We start from the raw sequence: 22,870 nt of genomic DNA on the forward strand, positions 1-22,870 counted from the left end.
CTCCTTTAATTTGAAATTGTTATACGGTAACTCTCCTTATGTCTGCCCCTATGCTTCTAAACTTTTCTTCTATGTTTGGATATCCCCTATCAATATGCTCTATGCCTAAGATTTCCGTAGTACCCTCTGCAATAAGCCCTGCTATAACTAAAGCTGCTCCTGCTCTTAAATCTGAAGCTGTTACAACTGCACCTGTAAGTTTATCTACACCCTCTACTGTAGCAATAGTACCATTGACTTCTATATTTGCGCCCATTTTCCTTAATTCATCTACTTGCTTAAATCTAGATTCATATATGCTTTCATTTATTGTACTTCTGCCCTCTGAAATGCATAACAATGCATTCATTGGTTGTTGCACATCCGTTGGAAATCCTGGATAAGGCAGTGTTTTTATATTTACACCCTTTAGTCTACGTTGAGACTTAACCGTAACACTATCCCCACCTTCATGTACCTCCGCTCCCATTTCAATAAGCTTTGCAGAAATTGATTCAAGATGTTTTGGAATAACATTATTTATAGTTACTTCCCCACCGCAAGCAGCCGCTGCTATCATAAAGGTTCCTGCTTCAATCTGATCTGGGATTACACTATAGCTACATCCTGCTAATTCTTTTACACCTATGATTCTTATAACATCAGTACCTGCACCTTTAATATTTGCCCCCATAGAATTTAAAAAATTAGCTACGTCAACAACGTGTGGTTCTTTTGCAGCATTCTCTAAAATTGTTGTACCCTCTGCAAGGGTTGCAGCTGTCATGACGTTTATTGTGGCACCTACGCTAACAACATCAAAATAAATACTAGTTCCAATTAACTTATCAGCTTGAACTTTTGCAGCACCGTTTTCAATAATTACCGTTGCTCCAAGCGCCTCAAACCCTTTTATGTGTTGATCTATAGGTCTTTCACCTATAGGGCAGCCCCCTGGAAGATCTACGTTGGCCTTTTTAAACCTAGCTAAAAGTGCCCCAATCAAATAATAAGATGCTCTCATTGCTCTTACGTCCTCTGAATTAGCATCTATGCTGTTTATGTTTGTACTATCTATATCAACTGAGTTTTTGTCTCTTTTAATTTTGCAACCCAAACTTTCTAATATTCTTTCAATACAATTAACATCCTCTATATCAGGAATATTTTCAATGATACATTTACCCTTACTTGCAATTATCGCTACTGGTAAAATTGCCACTGCTGCATTTTTAGCACCGCTTATCTCTACCTGACCCCATATATGCTTTCCTCCATTGATTACCAATTTATCCATATTTGTATCATCCTCACTAACATTATATATTAAGTTGTTCTTATTTTCTATATACTATTTAATTATATCATAACTACATTATATTCTAACATTTATTTTACAAATGTGAAACCATATTATTTTGTTAAATACAGGATTTCTAAGGATGCTCCTAATTAATTTGCAAATAATATAAAAATCACCCGTAAAATACGGGTGATTTTTATATTATTACTCTGCTTTAAAACTTCCACAATCTGTACATTGCTGATTTTTAGCAACTGCTTCATGCTTTACAACTTCGATTTTTTGTAAAGTACAATAATTATCATCTTTGCAGTGGTAACTACATTCACTTACGATGCAACCAATACTGTCATTATGTTTCATAATAAAGCACCTCCTTAATTAATTACAAAGCTATTATTAGCATAATTAAAATAAATTATGCTAATAATTATAAATGAATATATTTCTATGTTTCCATACTTTTGCCTTCATAAACTTTGATTGTAGCCTTTATACATAAGTTTACATAAGAAATACAAAACTCAAAAAATATGTTATAATACAGGTATAATTTAATTAAAATAACAGGGACCAATTTTGGTTATTAACTTTACTTGGAGGAAGAATATGAAATACTTTTTAGTTGCGTTATTTGATGATGAATCTAATTCTATAATTCAAAATATTCAAAGAGATGTTTGCAGAAAATATAAACTATACAAGAACTCTCCTAACCTTTATATACCTGTAAGCGCTATTACAAATCCTGATTTAGAAAAATTAGATTTGGTCATTTCTAAAATTATAAATCCTTATAAAAGATTCAAGGTGGACATAAATAACACTATTAACTTAAGTGAAAATCTTAGCCAGGTTAATCTTAAGGTTGAAGATAAAGGGTATATCTTCCGTTTAGCAAGAAGTATTACAGATACTTTAGATTTACATGGTTTTAATGTAGACAAGAATAATGATAATATTAATTTAAATATACTACTAGCTAATGCAAATCATGTTATTAAAAAATCACATAGCTTAGGAAAACTCTATATTGATGACTCAATAAAACAAGATGAGTTTTTTAAATTTGCAAAGATTTCTAGACTTGAGCTATGGCGACAAGTTACTAATAAAAAAGAAATGCCAGTTAAAGTTTATAATCTTCGAGATTATTAAGAATATAACTTCATGTTTTGGATTCGGAGGGGGATAAAATGATTTATTACTTAGTTTGCTTGTTTGATGATGTTTCTTATAAAGCTATGGAATCTTTACAAAAGGCAATCTGTAAAAAATATAACCTGTACGGCTCTTACACAAACTTGCCATTGCTTCATATAACCATAGAAACTATAGACGACCCTGATCTTCAGACTTTAGATATTTCCCTTAGAAATATTCTTAAGGATTACACTAAATTTCAGGTTGAAATAAAGGGGGCAATTTGTTTTGACCCTCCCTATAAGTCTGTAAACTTAAATATTGAAAATAAAGGTACTATTTATGAATTATCTAAAAATATTAATTCTATTTTAAAATCACAGGGTTTTAAAGTTAGGCAAGACATTGAAAACTGGAACTTGCATATTTCACTAGCTAGTACAACTTTTGCTGACAGAGAGTGGTCTGATAATGAGTACTTTTCCGCTTGTGAATTGCTTAAGTATGAAAACTTCAATGAAACTATAACAATAAATGCTGTGGAACTTTTGAAACCTATAAATGATAAAAACCAAATGATAGTTAAAAGATATGATTTATAAAACATACAATTTAGGATAAAGGCGGTTCAGATATGAATTTACAAAGATTATTCCAAATGCAAAATACTTTAGATAAACGAATTGAAACAGAGCATAACCTTGAGGGCATGCCCTTATTACATAAAAAAATACTGGCTCTTCAAGTTGAACTAGGCGAGCTAGCAAATGAAACCCGTTGTTTTAAGTTTTGGAGCACAAAAAAAGCTTCAAGTAAGGATATAATCCTTGAGGAGTATGTTGATTGTATTCATTTTATATTGAGCATAGGACTAGAAAAAAACTTTCAAGCTATAACTTTAAATGTTAACCATATTGCTTTTGAATTATCTGAGCAATTTTTAACCTTATATACAAACATCACTGACTTTATAGTTTGTTCTTCACTTGATAATTACTTAATTATCTTTCAAAACTTCCTTAGTCTAGGTAACAGCCTAGGATTCTCCACAGAAGATATTGAAAATGCATATTTACATAAGAACAATATTAATCATGAAAGACAAGATAATGGATATTAACCTTCATAAAATTTAAACCTATCTTTTTCATATTACAATACATTCTGGGCAAACTAACTCAGAGGAGTGTGATTGTAATTGGGTTTAGTATTTTCTATAATTGCAGGTATATGCATGAGTCTCCAAGGCGTTTTTAACACTAGAGTAAGTGAAAAGGTGGGTCTTTGGGAAACTAACGTTATCGTTCAAGGAACTGGTTTCATTGTCACCTTAGTAATTCTTCTTATAGCTGGCAATGGTAACTTAAAAGTTATAAAAGAAGTTAATAAGATATATCTATTAGGTGGCGCTTTAGGTGCAATAATTATATTTACTGTTATGAAAGGCATTTCTAGCCTTGGACCAACCTATTCCATTGCAACTATACTAGTTGCTCAACTATTAGCTGCTGGTATAATTGATAGCTTTGGAATGTTTGGAGCCACACAAATTAAGTTTGCCGTAACTAAGTATGTTGGCATTGCTATTATGATTGTAGGTATAGTAGTATTTAAATGGAAAGGGTAATAATCTCTTTCTATTTTTTTATATATTTTTTTAAGTTATTTTCAAAATACCTATTGATATTATCTATAGATACCATCATAATTATAAATGTACACTGCATGGTATAAATGTTAATGCTTCAAGCTAACGTTTATTCATTATTGCTTGTAAATAATAACCTTATTAGGAGGATCATGTATGGATTTTAAACAAATTGAAGCCTTCATTAGCGTTGCCAAATTCAAAAGTTTCTCTAAGGCTGCTAATACAATTTTCTTATCCCAACCCACAATAAGTTCTCATATATCTAGTTTAGAAAGAGAATTAAATGTTCAACTATTTGACAGGACTTCTAAAGAAGTTTTCTTAACCCCTGCGGGCGAATCTTTTTTAGAATACGCAATTAATATAATAAGCACTCGCAATAATGCAATTTCTAATCTTTCTGATTTTAATACTAATATATCTGGAAAGCTTAATTTATCAGCTAGCACTACACCTTGTAACTCATTGGTGCCTGATCTTATAAAGAAATTTAGTGGACTTTATCCGGATGTTCGCTTCAACATTACGGAGCAAAGTTCTGGAGATATAATAAAGTCTATTTTAGATCTTGACTGTGAAATCGCTATGGTTGGCTCTACCATTGAAAATTCAAAAATTAAAAGTTATAAACTTATGGAGGATGATTTGGTTTTAGTATCTAGTACTGACCTAAATATCCCTGATGAAATAACTTTAAATGATTTGTTAAAATACAAACTTATAATTAGAGAAAAAAACTCTGCAACTAGAAGTACTCTTTATACAGCACTAGAAGCAAAAGGCATAAACCCAAAACTTCTAAATATATTTTGTGAAGTTAATAACTTAGACAACCTTCTTCAGCTTGTAAAGTTAGGTACTGGCGTATCTATAATTTCAGAGAAAATATGTCTTGACTATATTGATAGTAGCAAGATTAAGATAAGTAAAATTGCAGATTTACTTTTAAAAAGAAACTTGTATTTAATTGTTAACTCAAAACGTACTTTGACTCCAATTGCTAATGCATTCTTTGACATGTGCAAAGAAATATTTTCACTAGAAGCTCCTAAAGAATAAAACCTAGCGGTTTTATTCTTTTTTTTCATTAACATATCTTGAACCTTTGCATATACTATAATAATGTAACAATATATTAGGAGGCATGTATGTTTTCCTTTAAGAATAAATTGGATCCTACCTTACGACACTCTTTGCTCAGTAAGCTATATGAGAACTATAGGGTAATAATATATTGCAAATCCCTTGAGATAAAAACCCTTAACAAAATCAAATCCTTAAAATGCGATATCCTAAGGCACATCCCCTCCATAAGCTGTATTTGTGCTATCTTAACCCCAAGTGCTATTGATAGATTGTTAGAATATCCACAGATAACATATATATGTTTTGATTCTTATGCTCATTTATGTGGTAATAGTATTTTATCTTCTAATGGCATATCCTTTCAAAGTAACTATGAGCTCACTGGGAAAGGCGTTGGAATTGGAATCATTGATAGTGGTGTTTATCCCCATTGTGATTTATTAAACCCTAGCAATAAAATTAAAAAATTTGTAGACCTTGTAAATAATCTAAACTATCCTTACGATGATAATGGTCACGGAACCTTTATCAGTGGACTTATTTGTGGTAGTGGCTATGGTTCAAAGGGTATGTACAAAGGAGTTGCAAAAGAAAGCCATCTTTACATGATTAAAGCCTTTAATAAACTAGGAAAGGGCTTTATATCTGATATTCTGTTTTCATTAGAAACCTTAATAAATGAAAGTAGTGATTTCAATATTAAAGTTCTCTGTCTTCCTTTTGAAACCCTGGAAACTAATGAATTTGTACTTTCTTTATTCTCAACACTTTTTGAGCTTGCAGTATCAAAGAATCTAGTAATAATAGTCCCAAGTGGGAGCAGTAACAATATAAAAAGTTCTATCCGTGGTATCTCAACCCTTGCCAATTGTATCACTGTAGGTGGCTACGATAGCACTAAAGATCCAAAGATATATGAATATTCTTCTTGTGGACCTTATCAAAAACTTGATAAACCAAATTTGATTGCTGCTTGTGTTGATATTTGTTCCTTGACTTCAGATACAAAATTTATCTCTGAAAAGAACGGTATGAAATTGTATCCTCCACATATTACTAATTTATACACCTCTTACACAGGAACTTCTTGTTCTGCAGCTTTTATAAGTGGTATATGTGCCTTGCTTTATGAGAACAATAAAAACCTATGCTTCAAAGATACACTAGCACTGCTAAAACTATCTTGCAGTTTAATAAATTTCCCAAAGTATATGCAAGGTGCAGGAATTATAAATTTAGAAAAATTATTGCCATAAACTACTTTGTAAGGCTCTTATGTAAATATAACCATAATATATTCAATATATTTACACAATGGTACATTTGGTGTATACTATGAATATCAGTTAATATTTATCATTAGTTAGAAATAATTATTAACAATTAAATAATAACATTATAAATTAAAATTTCTAAAGGTGTAATCAGTATTTTGTACCTTAGAAATACGAGGAGGATTATATTATGATAAGCGAAAGATTATTTAAGGAACTAAATAAACAAATAAACTTTGAATTTTATTCTGCACACATTTACCTAGCCATGGCAGCCTATTGCGCCGCAGAAGATTTTGATGGCATTGCTAACTTTTTTACAGTTCAAGCTGAGGAAGAAAAATTTCATGCTATGAAATTTTATAATTACGTAAATGAAATGAACGGAAGAGTTGTCTTAGAAGGCATGCCTGACCCTCAAATTGATTATAAATCAATTCTTGATGTTTTTGAAATAGCCTATGACCATGAAAAAATTGTAACAAGCAAGATTTATAACCTTACTGACATAGCTACAGAAGAAAAGGAACATGCTACTATAAGTCTACTTAAGTGGTTTATTGATGAACAAGTTGAGGAAGAAGCTAACTTTAGCGGTCTTATAAAAAGACTTAAAAGAATCAAAGATGACCCTACAAGCCTTTATATGCTAGATACTGAGCTTGCAGCTAGAGTTTTCGTTCCACCTGTTACTAAATAAAGTTTATAACGCAGAATGCGCAACATATATTTCTAGTAGTTTTTTAAGGCACATATCAAGTTGATATGTGCCTTTATGTTTATAAACCCTTTATAAGCGTAAGCAAGTCACTATATATCCCATAAGCAGTCTGCTGAATTTCAGGATTTTTTTCTATTATTTGCACTTCTCCCATTAAATCTGTTGTTATACCCAATATAGAAGATGTAGCATCTATATTGCTTAGTATATCTTTGTTACTTATATAAACTGGGTGTACTTTACCTTTTGCTATATTATCCTCTATATATCCTTCACATAGCAGCTTAATTTTGCATTGTTTTTCATTTGCCTCTTCTATATCTTTTAGAGTAATATCTGCAATTCCTTGTCTATCAATTTCTGTAGGGTTTATATTTGTGTCCATTAACACATTTAAAAGTGCTGCAGTTTTTGCTGCTGCATCCCATCCATCTATATCCATAGAAGGGTCTTCTTCAGCAAAGCCTCTTCTTTTAGCTTCTTTAATAGCATCTTCATAACTATTTCCACTTTCCATTTCCTCTAGCACAAAATTTGTAGTGGAGTTTAGTATACCTTTAAAAGATAAAACCTTACATCCTGGTAGTGTGTATTTAACAAAGTTAAAGATGGGGGTTCCATCCATTACAGTAGTTTCATATAAAAACTGCAATCCCCTCTCTTTTGAATTATCTCGTAGTTTTTGATATTTCCAAGCTATAGGACCTTTGTTCCCTGTGATAACATGCATCCCTTTTTCAAAAGCAGTTTCAATATGATTTATGGCTGGTTGCCCATCATAAATTGACAAGGTACTTAATTCAACTAGTACATTAGCCTTGGAGTTTTCAATAACCTGTAGGGTTTCCATTTTCACAGCATCCTCTGCGTTAACATCGAACTTTCCAATCACTTCAGCTTCATATAGAGCTTTTTCTAAGTTTATTCCATTTGAATTTATAATAGAGCCCTTTGATCTACCTGCAATAGCAGTAACTTTAACGTCATAACCCGTGCTATTTTTAATGTCCAGGCTTTTAGTTATTAACATCCTACAAAATTCCTTTGCTGCATTTCCAAATCCCACTAAACATATATTTATTTCCTTATTATTCATAATCCCCATCCTTTTCTTTAGTTATATCTTAGGTTATCTTAATCTATAATAACTCTCTTCTAAGCCAGTCTAATAATTGCATAGTTGCCCTTTGACGTATTCTCTGTCTATCACCAGATAACCTAAGCATCTTAGTTTTAACCTCACCATTTATGCATAACCCTACATATACAAGGCCTACTGGTTTTTCTTCACTACCACCCTCCGGGCCTGCAATACCTGTTGTAGAAAGTCCAATATTCGTACCTGCAGTCTTTGCTATGCCTTGTGCCATCGCTCCTGCAACTTCGCTACTCACAGCACCATATTTATCTAAAGTCTCTGCCTTTACTCCTAATCTACTAATCTTGGCCTCGTTACTATAAGTTACAGCACCTTCCATAAACACAGAAGATATCCCTGGATAATTTATAAGTACACTTGCTACCATCCCACCTGTGCAAGACTCAGCAGTAGCTATAGTTAATTTCTTATTTACAAGCATCTCACTAAGTACACCTTCTAGAGTTGTTTCACCCTCACCATAAATGTTACTTCCTAATCTGCTGCGAATTTCTGCTTCCATTGGCTCAATAAGTTTTTCGCCTTCTTCATGGGTGTCAGCCTTTGCTGTAATTCTAAAGGTTACTTCTCCATCTTTTGCATAAGGTGCTACTGTTGGATTTGTTTGATTATCTAATATATCTTCTAGCAGCTCTGCTGCGCTACTCTCACCCACACCAACAACTCTAAGCACCTTTGACACCAAAACGCCTTGCTGAAATTTTTGAAGGTATGAAACTACGGCTTCCTCAAACATTGGTTTCATTTCTCTCGGTGGACCAGGTAAAAGTACAACTGTCTTACCATCTTCCTCTATTATGCACCCTGGTGCTGTGCCATTATTATTAGGAAGAATAATAGCATCCTCAGGGAAATACGCCTGCTTTAAATTATTTTCAGTCATAGGTCTATTAATGTCTTTAAAATGACTCTTAAGAATCTTTAAAGAAGCTTCACTTACTACACTTTCTTTTCCAAAAAATTCAAAGGCTACTTCCTTAGTTAAATCATCCTTTGTAGGTCCAAGCCCTCCAGTGGCTATAACTAAATCGGCTCTGCTAAAGGCTAATGTATAAGCTTCTAAAAGCCTCTCTGGATTATCTCCAACCACCGACTGATGATATACTGATATGCCTAAATCTGCAAGTCTCTTGGCAATATATTGTGCATTTGTGTTTACAATATCCCCAAGCAATATCTCTGTACCTACTGCTAATATTTCTGCTCTCATTTTGTGCCTCCTTAAAATATAGTGCCACCCACGTGGTAAGTGGCAAGTTGAAAATAGCAAGTTTCTAATATCCTCTTTTTAAATCTACCACATTTATTAGTTTTTCACCTTGTATATACCTCTTCATATTATCATATATAATGTTAAATCTTCTCTCATTTCTCATCTCTGACATCCAAGAATTATGTGAAGTTAATATAACATTATCTAAATCCCATAGTTGGCTCTCCTGTTTTAAAGGCTCTTGTTCATAAACGTCTAAAGCAGCCCCTGCTAGTTTACCACTTCTTAAATTCTCAATTAGAGAACTTTCATCCACAATGCTACCTCTAGATACATTTATAAAAAATGCTCCCACCTTCATTATTTTAAATCTATATTCATCAATTAAATGATGAGTAGCCTTAGTATAAGGTATTGTGCACACCACAACATCACATAACCTTAACATTTCATTTAGGTCACTCATAGCATAGCATTTATTAAAAAAGTCAACATCTCTACCATTTGTATTTACACCTAATATGTTTACTCCAAAGCCTTGGAATCTTTTTGCTGCCTCTACTGCTATGGTACCTGTTCCTATAAAGCCTATAGTTTTACCATAGACTTCAAGTATCCCTGTATCCATCTTCCACTTCTTTTTAGCCTGATTTTCATATAACCCCTTACTATTTTTAAACAGCTCTAGGGCTTTTAATATAATCCACTCTCCCATAGGTATACTGTAGCCACCATTATTATTAGTGGTTATAATAGAGGTATTTTTAATATAGTCTATGGGCACTTGATCAATGCCTACACTAGATAATTGAATCCATTTTAACTTTTTCATTTCTTTTATGTCTAGGGTTTTGAAAGGGTCATAACAAATTAAAACTTCTACCTCACCTAAATCTTCACTATAAATGAGATCTTGCTCATTCACTACCTTTATATCATATCCAAGAGATTCTATATCCTTCGTTTTATCCCTACCGTAGTCATATGTGAAAAGTGCTTTAATAGCCATAAAAGTTTGCCCCCTTTATCTTAAATCTTTATTTTATACTTACTTAATAATATACTACAAATACTTGTGTTTATCTTCTATATTTCAGAAAATTTAATATAAACCTCTTGATTCCTATTTACCTTTTAATGGATGCCACTTGCCACGTGGGTAGCACTATTATTGCTTTAAAAAAGGTGCCACAAGGCACCTTCTTATTATTTAAATACATTCATTATTTAAATACGTTCACTAAGTTATCAAATATTTCTTTATTATCTTTAAGTTTGCTTTCATTTCCTAGAACACAATAACAGTTTTCTTTTGTAATATCTGCAAGCATTGCTTTAAAGGACTTAATGTCTTCAGGCTTTGTACTTAATACTTCTTTTCTTTCCTTTTGTCTTTGCTCCTGAGAAATACCTCTTATATAGTATGCTGTAGCTCTTTCACCCTTCATGGAAGGTGTTAATGGTGAATCAAGCTCACTGATGGTTCCTATAATGTATTTAGTCATTTCTCTTTCTGAGGCTTCAAAGGTTCCTATATAATCCACTATTCCGTCGTAAGCTGTTAAAGTTTCTTTAACGTTTGGATCACGATAGGATACAAAGACTATGTTTCCACTTCTAACTATGTTTGCAAAGCCACCATATGCGCCACCTTGCACACGTACTCTATTCCATAGGTAATCTAAGCTTGCTATAGTTTTAAGCACTAGCATCTGTCCTTTGTACTCATAACCTTTTTTAATGAAGTTATAACCTTTAGCTACATATTGAACATCTGAGGATGTTAATAATGCTTCATTGTTTTTGCTTAACTCAAAGTTACATTGTGCATCTGGCAATTTTTCTTCGCCTAATATATTTACTATCTTTGGAAGCTCCATAGCAAATGCAGCATATATGTCCTCTTCACCTGTAACACTTACCATAATATTATCCTTGTTAAATATAAGTTTTGACACTTTCTTTAAGTTTTCAATAATTTTTTCCGCCTTGTTATCAAAGTCTTTTTCAATTTCATCGATAAACTTATAGAAGGCAATTCCTGAAGTCTTTTCTATATAAGCTGAAGCCGGTGAGAAGTAAGAAGTAAGTCTTCCTGCCGCTGTAATATGTCCTCTATCTATAATTTTCATTTCCTGTCTTGATTTTAATTGCTGGATTAACTCTTTCAAACGTTTCTTTTCATCAAATTTAGTAGTACTAATTATCTCTGCCATAATCTCAAATAACTTAGGTAGCTTTGGTACTAAAGCTTTAGTCTTTATAACAAATTTAGGGCTGTATTTTTCGTAATCTTCATTGTCTCCATATACATCTGTAGTAAAATGAATACCTCCAGTATGGATATTAATTTCATTGGATAAATCAGAATAATTATTACTCTCTGTGTTTACCCTTCCAAGCATTGTTGATAGTAGTGTTATATAAGGGAGCAGTTCCATATCTACTTTTTTAGCATCGAATAATATGTTTATATATGCAATTTTATTAGTAAATATATCATGAGAAAGTACCTTTACTCCTTGCTCCTCTTTTTCTTTTAAAGGTAAGTGCTCTACCTGCTCTTCAATATCTGAGAGTTCTAGTAGTGGAATAGTTTCAAGAACTTCCTTGCTGTCTGGTGTCATTTGTCTTTCCTTAAGATCTTTTGTTCCTTGCATAATATTCTTTAATTCATCTTCTGAAAGGCCCTTTTTGAATTTTTCTAGTTTTTCTTCTACAATCTTAGATTTTTGCTCTGCTAAACCTTTCTTACCATTCAAAATAACCATAGAACTATGAGTATTATTTATTAAATACTTCTCTATAAGGTCTTCAAAATAATTAGTGGTTAGCGCTGCCTTTATTTTGCTCAAGTATTCTTCATATTCTAAATGCATAATTGGGTCTTTATCATAAAGCCAGCTATCCATACTAGTTATATAATAGAACAAGCCTTTTGGAAATCCACCTAAATCAGCTTCTCTTAATTTAAACTCTGTTATGTTTATACAAGCTTCTATTAATTTTTTATCTAAACCATTTTTAACTAAGTCCTTTAAGGTTTTAAACACAATTTCTTTAAATCTTTCTTTCTCACTTTCATTTGAGTTCTTCACCACTATACTAAATACTGGTTGCAATATACTATTATCAAAACTTCCGAATACATCCTTGCCAAGATTTGCATCTATAAGCGCTTTCTTCAAAGGGGCAGCAGCACTTTCTAGTAACAAATACTCTAAAATCTCAAAAGCTAAATGGAGCTCAGGCTTACTAATATTATCCCCTGATACAAAGTTCATACTTAAGTAAGTTTTATCTTTCTCTTCATCATCGCAAGAAATAGGATATTCTACTTTAACCTCTTTCATACTGCTAAAAGGTTTTTGAAGATTGATAGCTGAATCCACTACAATTCTATCAAAAGCCTTTAAATACTCTTCGTTAATAAATTGTAGCTGCTTATCAATGTTTCCATCCCCATATAGGAATATATAGCTATTTGATGGATGATAATATCTTTTATGAAACTCTATAAACTCTTCTTGTGTTAAATCTGGAATAAACTCTGGATCTCCACCAGATTCTACGCCATAAGGAGTGTTTGGAAATAAGGATTCTTGAATCTTACGCATAAGACAACCCTCTGGAGAAGAAAATGCACCCTTCATTTCATTATAAACTACACCTTTATAAGTGAGTTTGTCTTCCTTATTTTCTAACTCATAATGCCAACCTTCTTGCATTAATATTTCTGGCTGCGAATATATGTTTGGATAAAAAACTGCATCTAAATATACATCCATAAGATTAAAAAAGTCTTTTTCATTTTTACTGGCTAAAGGGTATATAGTTTTATCAGAAAAAGTCATTGCATTTAAAAATGTATTTAGTGATCCTTTTATTAGCTCTACAAAAGGCTCCTTTGTTGGAAACTTTCTAGACCCACAAAGTACTGAATGCTCAAGAATATGTGGGAGTCCATTACTATTTTTAGGTGGTGTCCTAAATCCTATAGAAAATACCTTGTTGTCATCATCATTTTCTATATGTAATAACCTTGCACCACTTTTCTCATGTTCAAATAATCTTGTCACTGAATTTAACTCTTTTATATTTTTCTCCTGGGTTAACTTAAATCCATGATATATACTTCCTATGGTAAATTTCATATTTATCCTCCCCTTTATTTAATCAAAAGTTTAAAATGTCGTTAAAGCATCATCTTTCATATGGTTAAATGTTTGATTTTATATAACCTCATCACCTTCTAAGTGGTGGTTACCTATCTACTTCCATTATACTCCAAAATATTAACAAAACAACTGATTTTATCTATATCTAGTTTCCCTCTCTTTTAATTTACCTATACTATATAAATAACAAAATTCATGTTGTCCTAAGAGTTCCAAATACAAATAATATTTTTATAATTAAATCATCATCTGCTATGTTGTTAAATGTCCGTGATTAAACCCCATAGCAGCTAACTTGCCATGGGGTTCATTCTATAATATTGGGACTATTATCTTACCTAGTGTACTGGCAAAATTAAAATCCTCAACCCCAAACTCTTTTGTCTGAGTGGATTCAGTTAAGTATAAAATCCCTTTTACAACATCATCTCTTATCAGTGGAATAACCATGATTGACTGCCAATTTGGCACACCTGTAACTGTATCGTACTCAGTTATTATGTCCCAATCTATCTTACATACTCCCTGCTTGCTATTAGTTACAGATTGTATTATGTCTTTATTGTAAGTCTCTATATTTATCCATTGATTTTCGAAAACTTTTCTTGAATATTTCTCTAAACAATTATCATTATCTAGAATAAACAAAATACCCTTTTGTGCTTCTGTAATTTCTATAATTCTACCTAGCAAATTATATATTTTATCTTCTCTTGTTTTGTCTATGTTTATGAGCTCAATCAACTCTATCATGGCAAGTACATTTCTATGGTCTTGTATTACATTACCAGATATTATTCCAGTAAGCCTATCTGTTCTTTTTGCCTTTTTAGAAAACTCACTATTCCATATAGCATACCTATTCCTCCCCTGATGCTTTGCAACATAAAGAGCTTGGTCTACTCTCTCAACTAATTCATCTTGCCATTCACCGTGAAGGGGGAACTCTGCAACACCCAAACTTACAGTAATGGGTCTATTATCAAGTATCTTTTCTTGTTCAATTTTACTTCTGAGTTTTTCAGCTACATGCTCGGCGTCATTAATGTCTGTATTGGGAAGGATAACAATAAATTCTTCCCCACCATATCTTCCTACAATATCTGTTTCTCTAATATTGGACATTACAACATCACAAACTCTTTTCAAAGCATAATCCCCTGTTCTATGTCCAAACTTATCATTCACCATTTTAAAGTGATCTAAATCATACATTATAAGAGAGAATTTGCTTCCTGCCTTGCTAGACACCTCAATTTGCTCATCTAATGCCTCCTCTAGATATTTCCTAGTAAGAGTCCCTGTAAGTTTATCTATAGATGAACTTAACCTAAGCTTATACTTTTCAAGTATTATACCTATAACCTTACTAAGTTCTAAGCAATCTTTCATGCTTTCTTTGTTAATATTATTTAATACCCTATTGGATTCTATATATACATATCCAACAACATGATTACTTCCATTTCTTCTTTTTCTTTCATTTTTGAAATAATCTTTTTCATTGGTACCTTCCATAATAATTGGAATGCAAATAGATGCTTTCAAGGTATTATGGCTATAGCTTCTATCTCCATTTATATTTGTGTCTACATATCCATCCGTTACTAAAACTGGACGTTCCCGACTTAACGCTTTGAATAATACTTCTTCACCCTGTGGTAGTTCGTATCTTCTATCACTAGATGCAATAACTCTAAACTCTTGGTCATTGTCACTTATAATAATGGTACCTCTAGTTGCTAAGGTTATATAAGATAAGTAGTCAATTATAAGCTCTAAGTTTTTTGCATTATCTGACTGTAAGTTTTCTAATACATCACTTATATCGTGAATATCTTCATGAAGAGAAGATGAATATATCTTCTTGACAGACTTTATAAAATTCTTGTTATTTAAAATATCCTTATGATTTACCTGCTCTAATAAATATGATAACTCTTTTTCATCATTAACACTAATAACTTCTTCAGCTATCATCGTAGTATTCTTATTACTCTTATAATAATTATTGATACATATAAACCTATTAAAAGGCTTCAATGCGTTGTTTTGTTTCATATAGGTTAATCTATATTCTAACGGTACTTGTAAGATTATATCTTTTAATATGCCACAGGCTTCAAAGTAGTAAATTACTGCATATAAGTAATCTTTCTTATCTAAATAGCAATTTCCAATCTCAGTATTTACTTTCCAACTTATGTCTATCTCTTTATATCTTTTGGAGTATTCTAAAACCTTACTTAAAGCCTTACTATTTTTCTTTTTATCTAGTACTGCATCAATATATAGCTTCTTAACGTATACCCTACGATCCTTTATATCAATATTAATTTTATTAACTTCAGTAAAAACAGGTGGCATAAGCTCCTGCCTGCGATTTTCATGCAAAAATATTATTGCATCATATAATATATTTAGTCTACTGCTCATAGATGATACCTTACTAGCTATGGTTATTATCTTTTCAATAACCTGGCTTAGGTTTCCACCATCCACTAACAAATAAAACTTTATATATTCATTTAAAATCTCCGCTCTCCATTTGAATACAGATTCATCATATTCATATATGCTAAGTGCTTCATTAATATAAAAATTTGCTTTATTTAAATCTCCTAACCTATAGTTTAGCTCTGAGGCCAGAAGGTAGAATTCCCCTATATCCTTTCCTTGATTTGGGTACTTACCCAGCTCTTTATTGCAAATCTCATAATACTTATAGGCATTCCCGTAATCACCTAAATTTAAGTACACACTGGCCATGGATGTATAACAATAAAAGATACTGCGCTCGTCTTCATACTTTCTGCACTTTTCCAGTGACTCAATAAAATATTGCAAGGATATTTCATACTGCTCTTTTGAAAAATATGTTGCGCCTATATTTATCAATGCGCCTATTTCGCTACTACTCATATTATTCTTTTCACATAATTCCTTAAGTTCTAAAAAAACCATTAGAGCTTTATCCTCTTCTTGATAGTAGTCTCCATAAATAACACCTATATTATTTAAGGATTTTAATAATATAGGAATATTATTATATTTAATGCATAGCATTATATTCTCTTCAAAAACTAGCAACGCTTCATCTGTTCTACCGCTTCTTAGGTAGGCTAATCCCTTATGATTGTAAAACATAACTTTTAGCTCTTCATATTCTCCAATACACATCCCTATACATCTATTACATATATCTTGTACCTTTTCATACTCTTGATTTCTGTCACATATGGAGGCCAATATACTTTGGGCTTTAAGCATACCTAAAATATAATCTGCTTTTTCAAGCATAAGCTGTGCTTGTCCAATATAATAAACAGTGCTATCTATATCATTTTTACTTAGGAACACTGATGCCACTTTAATTAAGCTATCTATTATATACTGGGAAAGCTCAGTGTCTTCCTTGTATTTTTGTATTGATAAATAGTAATTTATAGCTACTTCCATATTTCCCTCTTGTTCATGTAAGTCTGCAAGATCTATTATAATCTTAACATTCTTAACTTGGTCCACTGAATAGTCCATTATGGCTACAGCCTTAGTTAAGTTCTTTATTGCACCACTTCTATTTTTTAGCACTCTCATATTCTCAGCATTTTTAACATAATAATGAATTATCTTTTGCACTTGTTTAGATTTCTCTAAGTGGTAAATTAATTCCTCAATATATTCTGTTCCACCCTCTGCATATTGAGTTTCAAGTACCTTTGCAGCTAATTTGTGCATTGCCGCAGAATCTTCCTCTGTGATTTTTTCATATATAAGACTTTTAAGAAACTTATTATAAAAATCAAACACAAATCCTCTATCCTCAATTTTTTTACACAGTATTCCAGAAGAAATGAAAACCTTAACGGCTTTATCTAAATTATCATAAGGCGCCTCAACAAAGTTACCAATCATATCTAAAGAGACGGCACTTTTAAAAATAGATATTGTTTTTAAAATACTATAACTAACTTCCCCCATTCCTTTTACTTGATTTAAAAGTACTTCATGCATATCTGACGGAATTATAAACTTAGAATATTCATAATCCTTAGTCCAATATCCCTTATCTTTATCTATATAAATATATCCTTTATTATAAAGACTCTTTATAACTTCCTCCACGAATAATGGATTGCCTTTGGTTTTATCATATACACTTTCTGCAAGCTTATATGGCGTATTAAGCATATTTAAGAGTCCTTGAACCATTTTAGCCACTTCTATTTCACCAAGTTCTTCTAAGAATAAATTGGTAACACCATTACTAAGTGTTATATTTTTTATGAATTCTAGGAACTTTTTATTTGACACACACTCCCCATCACAATAAGACATAACTACCATGATATTTTTATTTGGGGACTTCTTTCTTATAAGATATTCTATAAGCTCTATTGTAAAGTCATCTGCTAAATGGAAGTTATCGATAATTATAACTATAGGTGTATTATTTATGCACTCCTCAATAAAGCCCATTGCAGAGTGAATAAGTCTAAACTTCTCTTTATCACCACTCAATGGTTCAGACGGCATTATACTCTTTTTACCACCTAGTTCTGGTATAAACTTCACTAACTCCTGCTCGTACCTTTCTAATACTTCTGGTTCACACTCAGAAATAAATTGCTTTAGTATATCTAAAAAAGCCTTATCACTATTTTTACTTGAAGCATCTAATATAAAGCTACTATAAGTTCTTACCTTCTTTATAGAAAAAAGATACTTTATCTCCTTAAGAAAGCGTGTTTTACCAATGCCAGTTTCTCCATGAATTAAAATAGTAGAATTATAATGGTTTTTATCTTTAATAGATTCATAGGTATCAATAACCTTCATGATTTCTTCATCTCTACCTATAATTTTTAAGTTAAAATTCAATTTTTCAATTTCTTCATTTCTATGTGAAGTGTATTCCTTATGAAAAAAAATATTTATATCCGTTACTAAATCTGAAATACTTTCGTATCTTTTTGAAGTATCGCTATTAATCATTTTTTCAATAATACTTTTTATTCTTTCATCAAAACCCTCATTGCCTTTAAATATCTCTTGAAGCTTATAATCATCAAGACTCTCAACTTCTTCACCAATAACATAATTACTATTCTTACTTTTCATATATAAAACAAAGAGTAGCATACCTAGAGAGTAAATATCACTAAGAACACTAACTTTACTTCCTTCTAATATCTCCGGTGCCTTAAAGTACTCTTGACTATCTTGCACCTTCCAAAAATCCTGTTTTTCAAGCTGCACTGTTGGAATATCCTTAAACTTAATACACTTCTCATTACTAGCATCTCCGTCATCAACTATTATATTAGCCAAATTAACCTCACCATAAATAACACCTTTTAAATGGAGGTAATTTATGCCTTTGCAAGCTTCTATAAACAAATCTAATAATTCTTCAACTTGCATACCAGTAACCATATCCAAAATATTAAGACTATTTTGAACGTACTCGGTTGTGTAAAAGTAAACCTTATCATTCAACTTCTTATTGTCTAAAAGATTAATTAAAGAAAACTCATATACTGATGTTATGTTTTGACATACTATATTTGTTAAACTAGCAAACTCTTTTGTATAAAATTCTATTAAATCCTTTTGTATATATTCTAAATTAAGAATATTTAATTGAAGTGTATCGTAATTTTTCATTATGTCATTTACTACATAACTGGAAACTATCCTATTTTGTTTTATGCATCTCACTATTCTATATCTGTTATTAATAATTTCCATATAATCACGTCCTCAAATATCAATTAAATTTTCATTTTCTTTAAGTACTTATTTAATGTCTCGATTTAGAATATATTAAAAAATATAATGCTTTTTTAAATAGTATCATGAATTTCCTAAAATGTATACCATATTATTACATTTATTATAATGTTTTAAATTTTTGCACTTATATATCATTATACCAAACTATTATAGTCTATATAGATTTTTTTTATGAAATATCAAATATCACTACTAAGGCAACGATTACAATAATCTTGTTGCATGAATAAAAAAAACGGATTTGAGAAACAATAGTAATAATTGTAACGTATACCTATAATATGTTGTCTTATGTCGCTTAAATTATGAAATTTAGTGACTTACTTCCTATATAGATATCTTAAGGATGGTGATTGTTTGAATCAAGAATATGAAAAGCTTAAACTAAATACTCTTATTTTGAACCATAAGTTTATAAATTTAATCCCTAACCATAATCATATGCTTATCGAACTCACTGAGTCCCCTTCCACTGGATATTGTTGGCACCATACAATCTCAGATTCCTCAGTTGTTTCTTTAGAAGAAAAAGAAGTCTTTGACTTTAACAAACCAAACATAATAGGAGGAAGTCTCCAAGTTATTTGGATATTTAGATGCTTGAAACTTGGTGAATGTAAAATACACTTCTCTTATTATAATAGCTGGAAAAGCGATCCTTTTCCTATAGATGAATATATATATATAGTGAAAGTCGAGTAATTCAAAATAAAAGCCCTAGGTTATGACTTAGGGCTTTTATTTTAAAATATTATTCATAAAGTTTATGGAACTATATATAACATTAAGTTAGTATTTCATATCCAGTTTCAGTAACACGTATAGTATGCTCCCATTGAGATGATAATGATCCATCTACTGTAACTGCCGTCCAATCATCCTCTAACACATCACTATCTGGGCTACCTATGTTAATCATAGGTTCAATAGTAAAAGTCATGTTAGGAAGCAATATCATGCCTTCTCCCTTCTTGCCTATATGGGGTACAAAGGGTTCTTCATGGAATTCTAATCCAACACCATGCCCACCATAATCATATACTACAGAGTATCCATGGCTTTCTGCATGCTCCTGAATAGCATTACCTATATCTCCAAGTGTATTGTAGGGTTTAACTTGTTCTATACCCTTTTCTAGACACTCTTTTGATATGCGCACTAGGTCTATGGCTTCCTTGGAAGCTTCTCCTATTATATACATTCTATTGGCATCTCCATAATAGCCTTCTAATATGCAAGTCACATCCACATTAACTATATCACCATCTTTTAAAACAGTGTCGTCAGGTATACCATGACATATTACATCATTTATTGATGTACATACGCTTTTCGGAAACCCTGAATAGCCAAGCGGTGCTGGATATGCATTATGTTCAACAGTATATTCGTGTACCCAAGTATTTATATCATTTGTAGTTACTCCAGCTTTTATCCTATCTGAAACCATATCAAGTATCTCATGAGTTAGTTTACAACTCTTTCTAATCCCATCTATTTGTTCCTCTGTTTTCATAATATCTCTAGGTATTTTGTATCCTACCTTTTTCTCTAAGTTTCCTATGAATATATCTTGGTCCATATGACACTTCTTGTACTTCTTCCCACTGCCACACCAACAAATATCATTGCGTGATAATATGCTCATTTTGTTTCCTCCAATTAAAGTTATTCTAAAAATCAATTATAGTTAAAGTTCAGCTATGCTTGATATTTTCATCTCTTATTATAGTTTATAATTTCAAGTATTAAAACTTATTTTCATGTTTTTTGTAAATTACTTAAGGATAATCGTCATAAATCTTTCGGTATTAAGCACATATCTAATTTATGACCTGTTTAGTAGCTCTTTCTATTATACTACTATCTTCACCCATTAGCACTCTTGTGCTCTTCTCAGAATTTTCAGCTCTCCATACCTCCACCTCTTCATTAAGATTATATTGACCTTTACTTTCTAATGCATCAGTTAATGGTACAATTTCATAAACCAACTTATTATCATCACTATATTTATGTACCCAAGTTGGGATATAAGATACTTCACTTATTGTAATCTCCTTAGAGGTCTTATTTTTTCTAATCTGTATGTTAACTATAAGACCATCCTCAGTATATCTATTGTTAGTTCTTTCGTATTGCTGATTTGAAATGAAGTTCCCCATAGAGTACACTACCAAGGACTTTTTACCAGTTTCTTTAGAGGTTATAAATTCAATGGGTTGAATAACATGCGGATGACTTCCTAAGATAACATCCACACCATAATCGCACAATTCACTTGCGATACTCTTTTGATGCACATTAGGCTTTCTTTCAAATTCGTTCCCCCAATGAATAATAAATATAATTGCTTCTGCACCCTGGCTTTTCATTTCATCAATTTGCGTTTTAATTTTATTTAAATCTTCTTTGATGTATTCATAGCTAAAAGTATTTAATAAGTTTACCACATCACTAGGAATTTCTAGTGCATTCAAAGTCTTGTTTTTCCCCTTTCTTGGGGTTTCGTAGCTGTAGCTTATAATCCCTACCTTTATACCCTTCACATCTTCTATTATATAAGGTTTTTCACCTACACTTTTCCGTGTACCAACTACCTTAAGGTTCCTTTTTTGAATTTCTGTTATAGTACTGAAAACACCGAGACTTCCGCTATCAATCGTATGGTTATTAACTGTAGATAATACATCAAAGCCACAATCCTTTGCTGCATCAACAATACTACTAGGAGAGTTAAACCGTGGATATCCTGTGTACTTCTGATTTTCTCCAGCTAAAGTAGTCTCTAGGTTTGCAAGAGCTATATCTGCAGCTTTTATATGGTCTTTTACATACTTAAAATTATTATTAAAATTATATTCCCCTGTATTCGCATTAAGTTGTGCTTTAAGCTGATCCTCATGGACTATTATATCTCCTACAGCTACAACGCTAGCTTCCATATAATTTGGGTTTTCCGTTAACTGCAAATCTTCTTTAATTGATATGCTCTCTTTAACAGGCAAATTATTTTTACCTTGCAGGCTATTTATACTTTCTTGCTTTTGTCCATTTTTATAATTATCACCTTGTATGTTAATAATCATTGTCCAGATAAGTACAGCTAAACATATACATATAATTATTAGAGCTTTAATAGATTTCTTCATACTACATCACCACTTTACATATTAATTAAGAGAAATTAAGTACAAAGACAATTATACCATTTTATGTATATAAATAATTATAATTCCAAATACACTTTCTCCTATTTTTCTTAAGATAATTATACATATTATGCCATCAAACCATATAATATATTGCAAAGTATAACTTTATTACATTTTTAATAACTAATGGTATTATTTTTCCCCTTTATACT

The 22,870-nt window shown here is 31.5% G+C and carries 17 protein-coding genes; 8 read left to right on the forward strand and 9 right to left on the reverse strand.

Translation table 11 applies throughout. The features are described from left to right. Nucleotides 1-19: 19 nt before the first annotated feature. Nucleotides 20-1,276 (reverse strand): UDP-N-acetylglucosamine 1-carboxyvinyltransferase, encoded by a 1,257-nt coding sequence (locus tag LGK97_RS11395; protein WP_226259892.1) that lies wholly within the window; start codon nucleotides 1,274-1,276, stop codon nucleotides 20-22. A gap of 210 nt (nucleotides 1,277-1,486) precedes the next feature. Then, complete coding sequence (locus LGK97_RS11400; protein ID WP_226259893.1) at nucleotides 1,487-1,645, reverse strand: DUF1540 domain-containing protein; 159 nt, start codon at nucleotides 1,643-1,645, stop codon at nucleotides 1,487-1,489. 246 nt (nucleotides 1,646-1,891) lie between these two features. Here LGK97_RS11400 and LGK97_RS11405 point away from each other — a divergent pair, with 246 nt between their 5' ends. The 7 genes from LGK97_RS11405 (at nucleotide 1,892) to LGK97_RS11435 (ending at nucleotide 7,136) form a co-directional block, all read left to right on the forward strand. Then, on the forward strand, nucleotides 1,892-2,440 hold the full coding sequence (locus LGK97_RS11405; protein WP_226259894.1) for a hypothetical protein: 549 nt from the start codon (nucleotides 1,892-1,894) through the stop codon (nucleotides 2,438-2,440). A 38-nt stretch (nucleotides 2,441-2,478) separates the two neighbouring features. Then, on the forward strand, nucleotides 2,479-3,027 hold the full coding sequence (locus LGK97_RS11410) for a 2'-5' RNA ligase family protein (RefSeq protein ID WP_226259895.1): 549 nt from the start codon (nucleotides 2,479-2,481) through the stop codon (nucleotides 3,025-3,027). A 32-nt stretch (nucleotides 3,028-3,059) separates the two neighbouring features. After that, nucleotides 3,060-3,545 carry a dUTP diphosphatase gene (locus LGK97_RS11415; protein WP_226259896.1) on the forward strand — a complete coding sequence of 162 codons (486 nt, stop codon included), beginning with the start codon at nucleotides 3,060-3,062 and terminating at the stop codon, nucleotides 3,543-3,545. 78 nt (nucleotides 3,546-3,623) lie between these two features. After that, complete coding sequence (locus tag LGK97_RS11420) at nucleotides 3,624-4,052, forward strand: DMT family transporter (RefSeq protein ID WP_226259897.1); 429 nt, start codon at nucleotides 3,624-3,626, stop codon at nucleotides 4,050-4,052. A gap of 177 nt (nucleotides 4,053-4,229) precedes the next feature. Next, a complete protein-coding gene (locus LGK97_RS11425; RefSeq protein WP_226259898.1) occupies nucleotides 4,230-5,135 on the forward strand; it encodes a selenium metabolism-associated LysR family transcriptional regulator in 906 nt (301 codons plus the stop codon). An 89-nt stretch (nucleotides 5,136-5,224) separates the two neighbouring features. Then, nucleotides 5,225-6,418, forward strand: a complete 1,194-nt coding sequence (locus LGK97_RS11430) for a S8 family serine peptidase (protein ID WP_226259899.1) — start codon at nucleotides 5,225-5,227, stop codon at nucleotides 6,416-6,418. A gap of 208 nt (nucleotides 6,419-6,626) precedes the next feature. Continuing rightward, nucleotides 6,627-7,136, forward strand: coding sequence for a ferritin (locus LGK97_RS11435; RefSeq protein ID WP_226259900.1), 510 nt, complete (start codon nucleotides 6,627-6,629; stop codon nucleotides 7,134-7,136). 79 nt (nucleotides 7,137-7,215) lie between these two features. Here the strand turns inward: LGK97_RS11435 and LGK97_RS11440 are convergent, their stop codons facing one another. The 5 genes from LGK97_RS11440 to LGK97_RS11460 form a co-directional block, all read right to left on the reverse strand. Next, on the reverse strand, nucleotides 7,216-8,253 hold the full coding sequence (locus tag LGK97_RS11440) for a hypothetical protein (RefSeq protein WP_226259901.1): 1,038 nt from the start codon (nucleotides 8,251-8,253) through the stop codon (nucleotides 7,216-7,218). 43 nt (nucleotides 8,254-8,296) lie between these two features. Then, nucleotides 8,297-9,526, reverse strand: a complete 1,230-nt coding sequence (locus LGK97_RS11445) for a competence/damage-inducible protein A (protein ID WP_226259902.1) — start codon at nucleotides 9,524-9,526, stop codon at nucleotides 8,297-8,299. 64 nt (nucleotides 9,527-9,590) lie between these two features. Beyond that, nucleotides 9,591-10,538, reverse strand: a complete 948-nt coding sequence (locus LGK97_RS11450; protein ID WP_226259903.1) for a phosphoglycerate dehydrogenase — start codon at nucleotides 10,536-10,538, stop codon at nucleotides 9,591-9,593. Nucleotides 10,539-10,752: 214 nt separating this feature from the next. Beyond that, nucleotides 10,753-13,683, reverse strand: coding sequence for an insulinase family protein (locus LGK97_RS11455; protein WP_226259904.1), 2,931 nt, complete (start codon nucleotides 13,681-13,683; stop codon nucleotides 10,753-10,755). Between the two features lie 336 nt (nucleotides 13,684-14,019). After that, nucleotides 14,020-19,458, reverse strand: coding sequence for a diguanylate cyclase (locus LGK97_RS11460; protein ID WP_226259905.1), 5,439 nt, complete (start codon nucleotides 19,456-19,458; stop codon nucleotides 14,020-14,022). Nucleotides 19,459-19,860: 402 nt separating this feature from the next. Here LGK97_RS11460 and LGK97_RS11465 point away from each other — a divergent pair, with 402 nt between their 5' ends. Beyond that, a complete protein-coding gene (locus tag LGK97_RS11465) occupies nucleotides 19,861-20,205 on the forward strand; it encodes a protease inhibitor I42 family protein (protein WP_226259906.1) in 345 nt (114 codons plus the stop codon). 82 nt (nucleotides 20,206-20,287) lie between these two features. Here the strand turns inward: LGK97_RS11465 and LGK97_RS11470 are convergent, their stop codons facing one another. Together LGK97_RS11470 and LGK97_RS11475 are read right to left on the reverse strand one after the other, a co-directional pair. After that, entirely contained in the window at nucleotides 20,288-21,151 is an 864-nt protein-coding gene (locus LGK97_RS11470; protein WP_226259907.1) for a methionyl aminopeptidase, read from the reverse strand. Nucleotides 21,152-21,326: 175 nt separating this feature from the next. Further along, entirely contained in the window at nucleotides 21,327-22,655 is a 1,329-nt protein-coding gene (locus tag LGK97_RS11475; protein ID WP_226259908.1) for a CapA family protein, read from the reverse strand. Nucleotides 22,656-22,870 lie beyond the last annotated feature (215 nt).

It is taken from the genome of Clostridium sp. CS001 (genome assembly GCF_020443565.1).
In the GTDB taxonomy this organism is placed as follows: domain Bacteria; phylum Bacillota; class Clostridia; order Clostridiales; family Clostridiaceae; genus Clostridium_AD.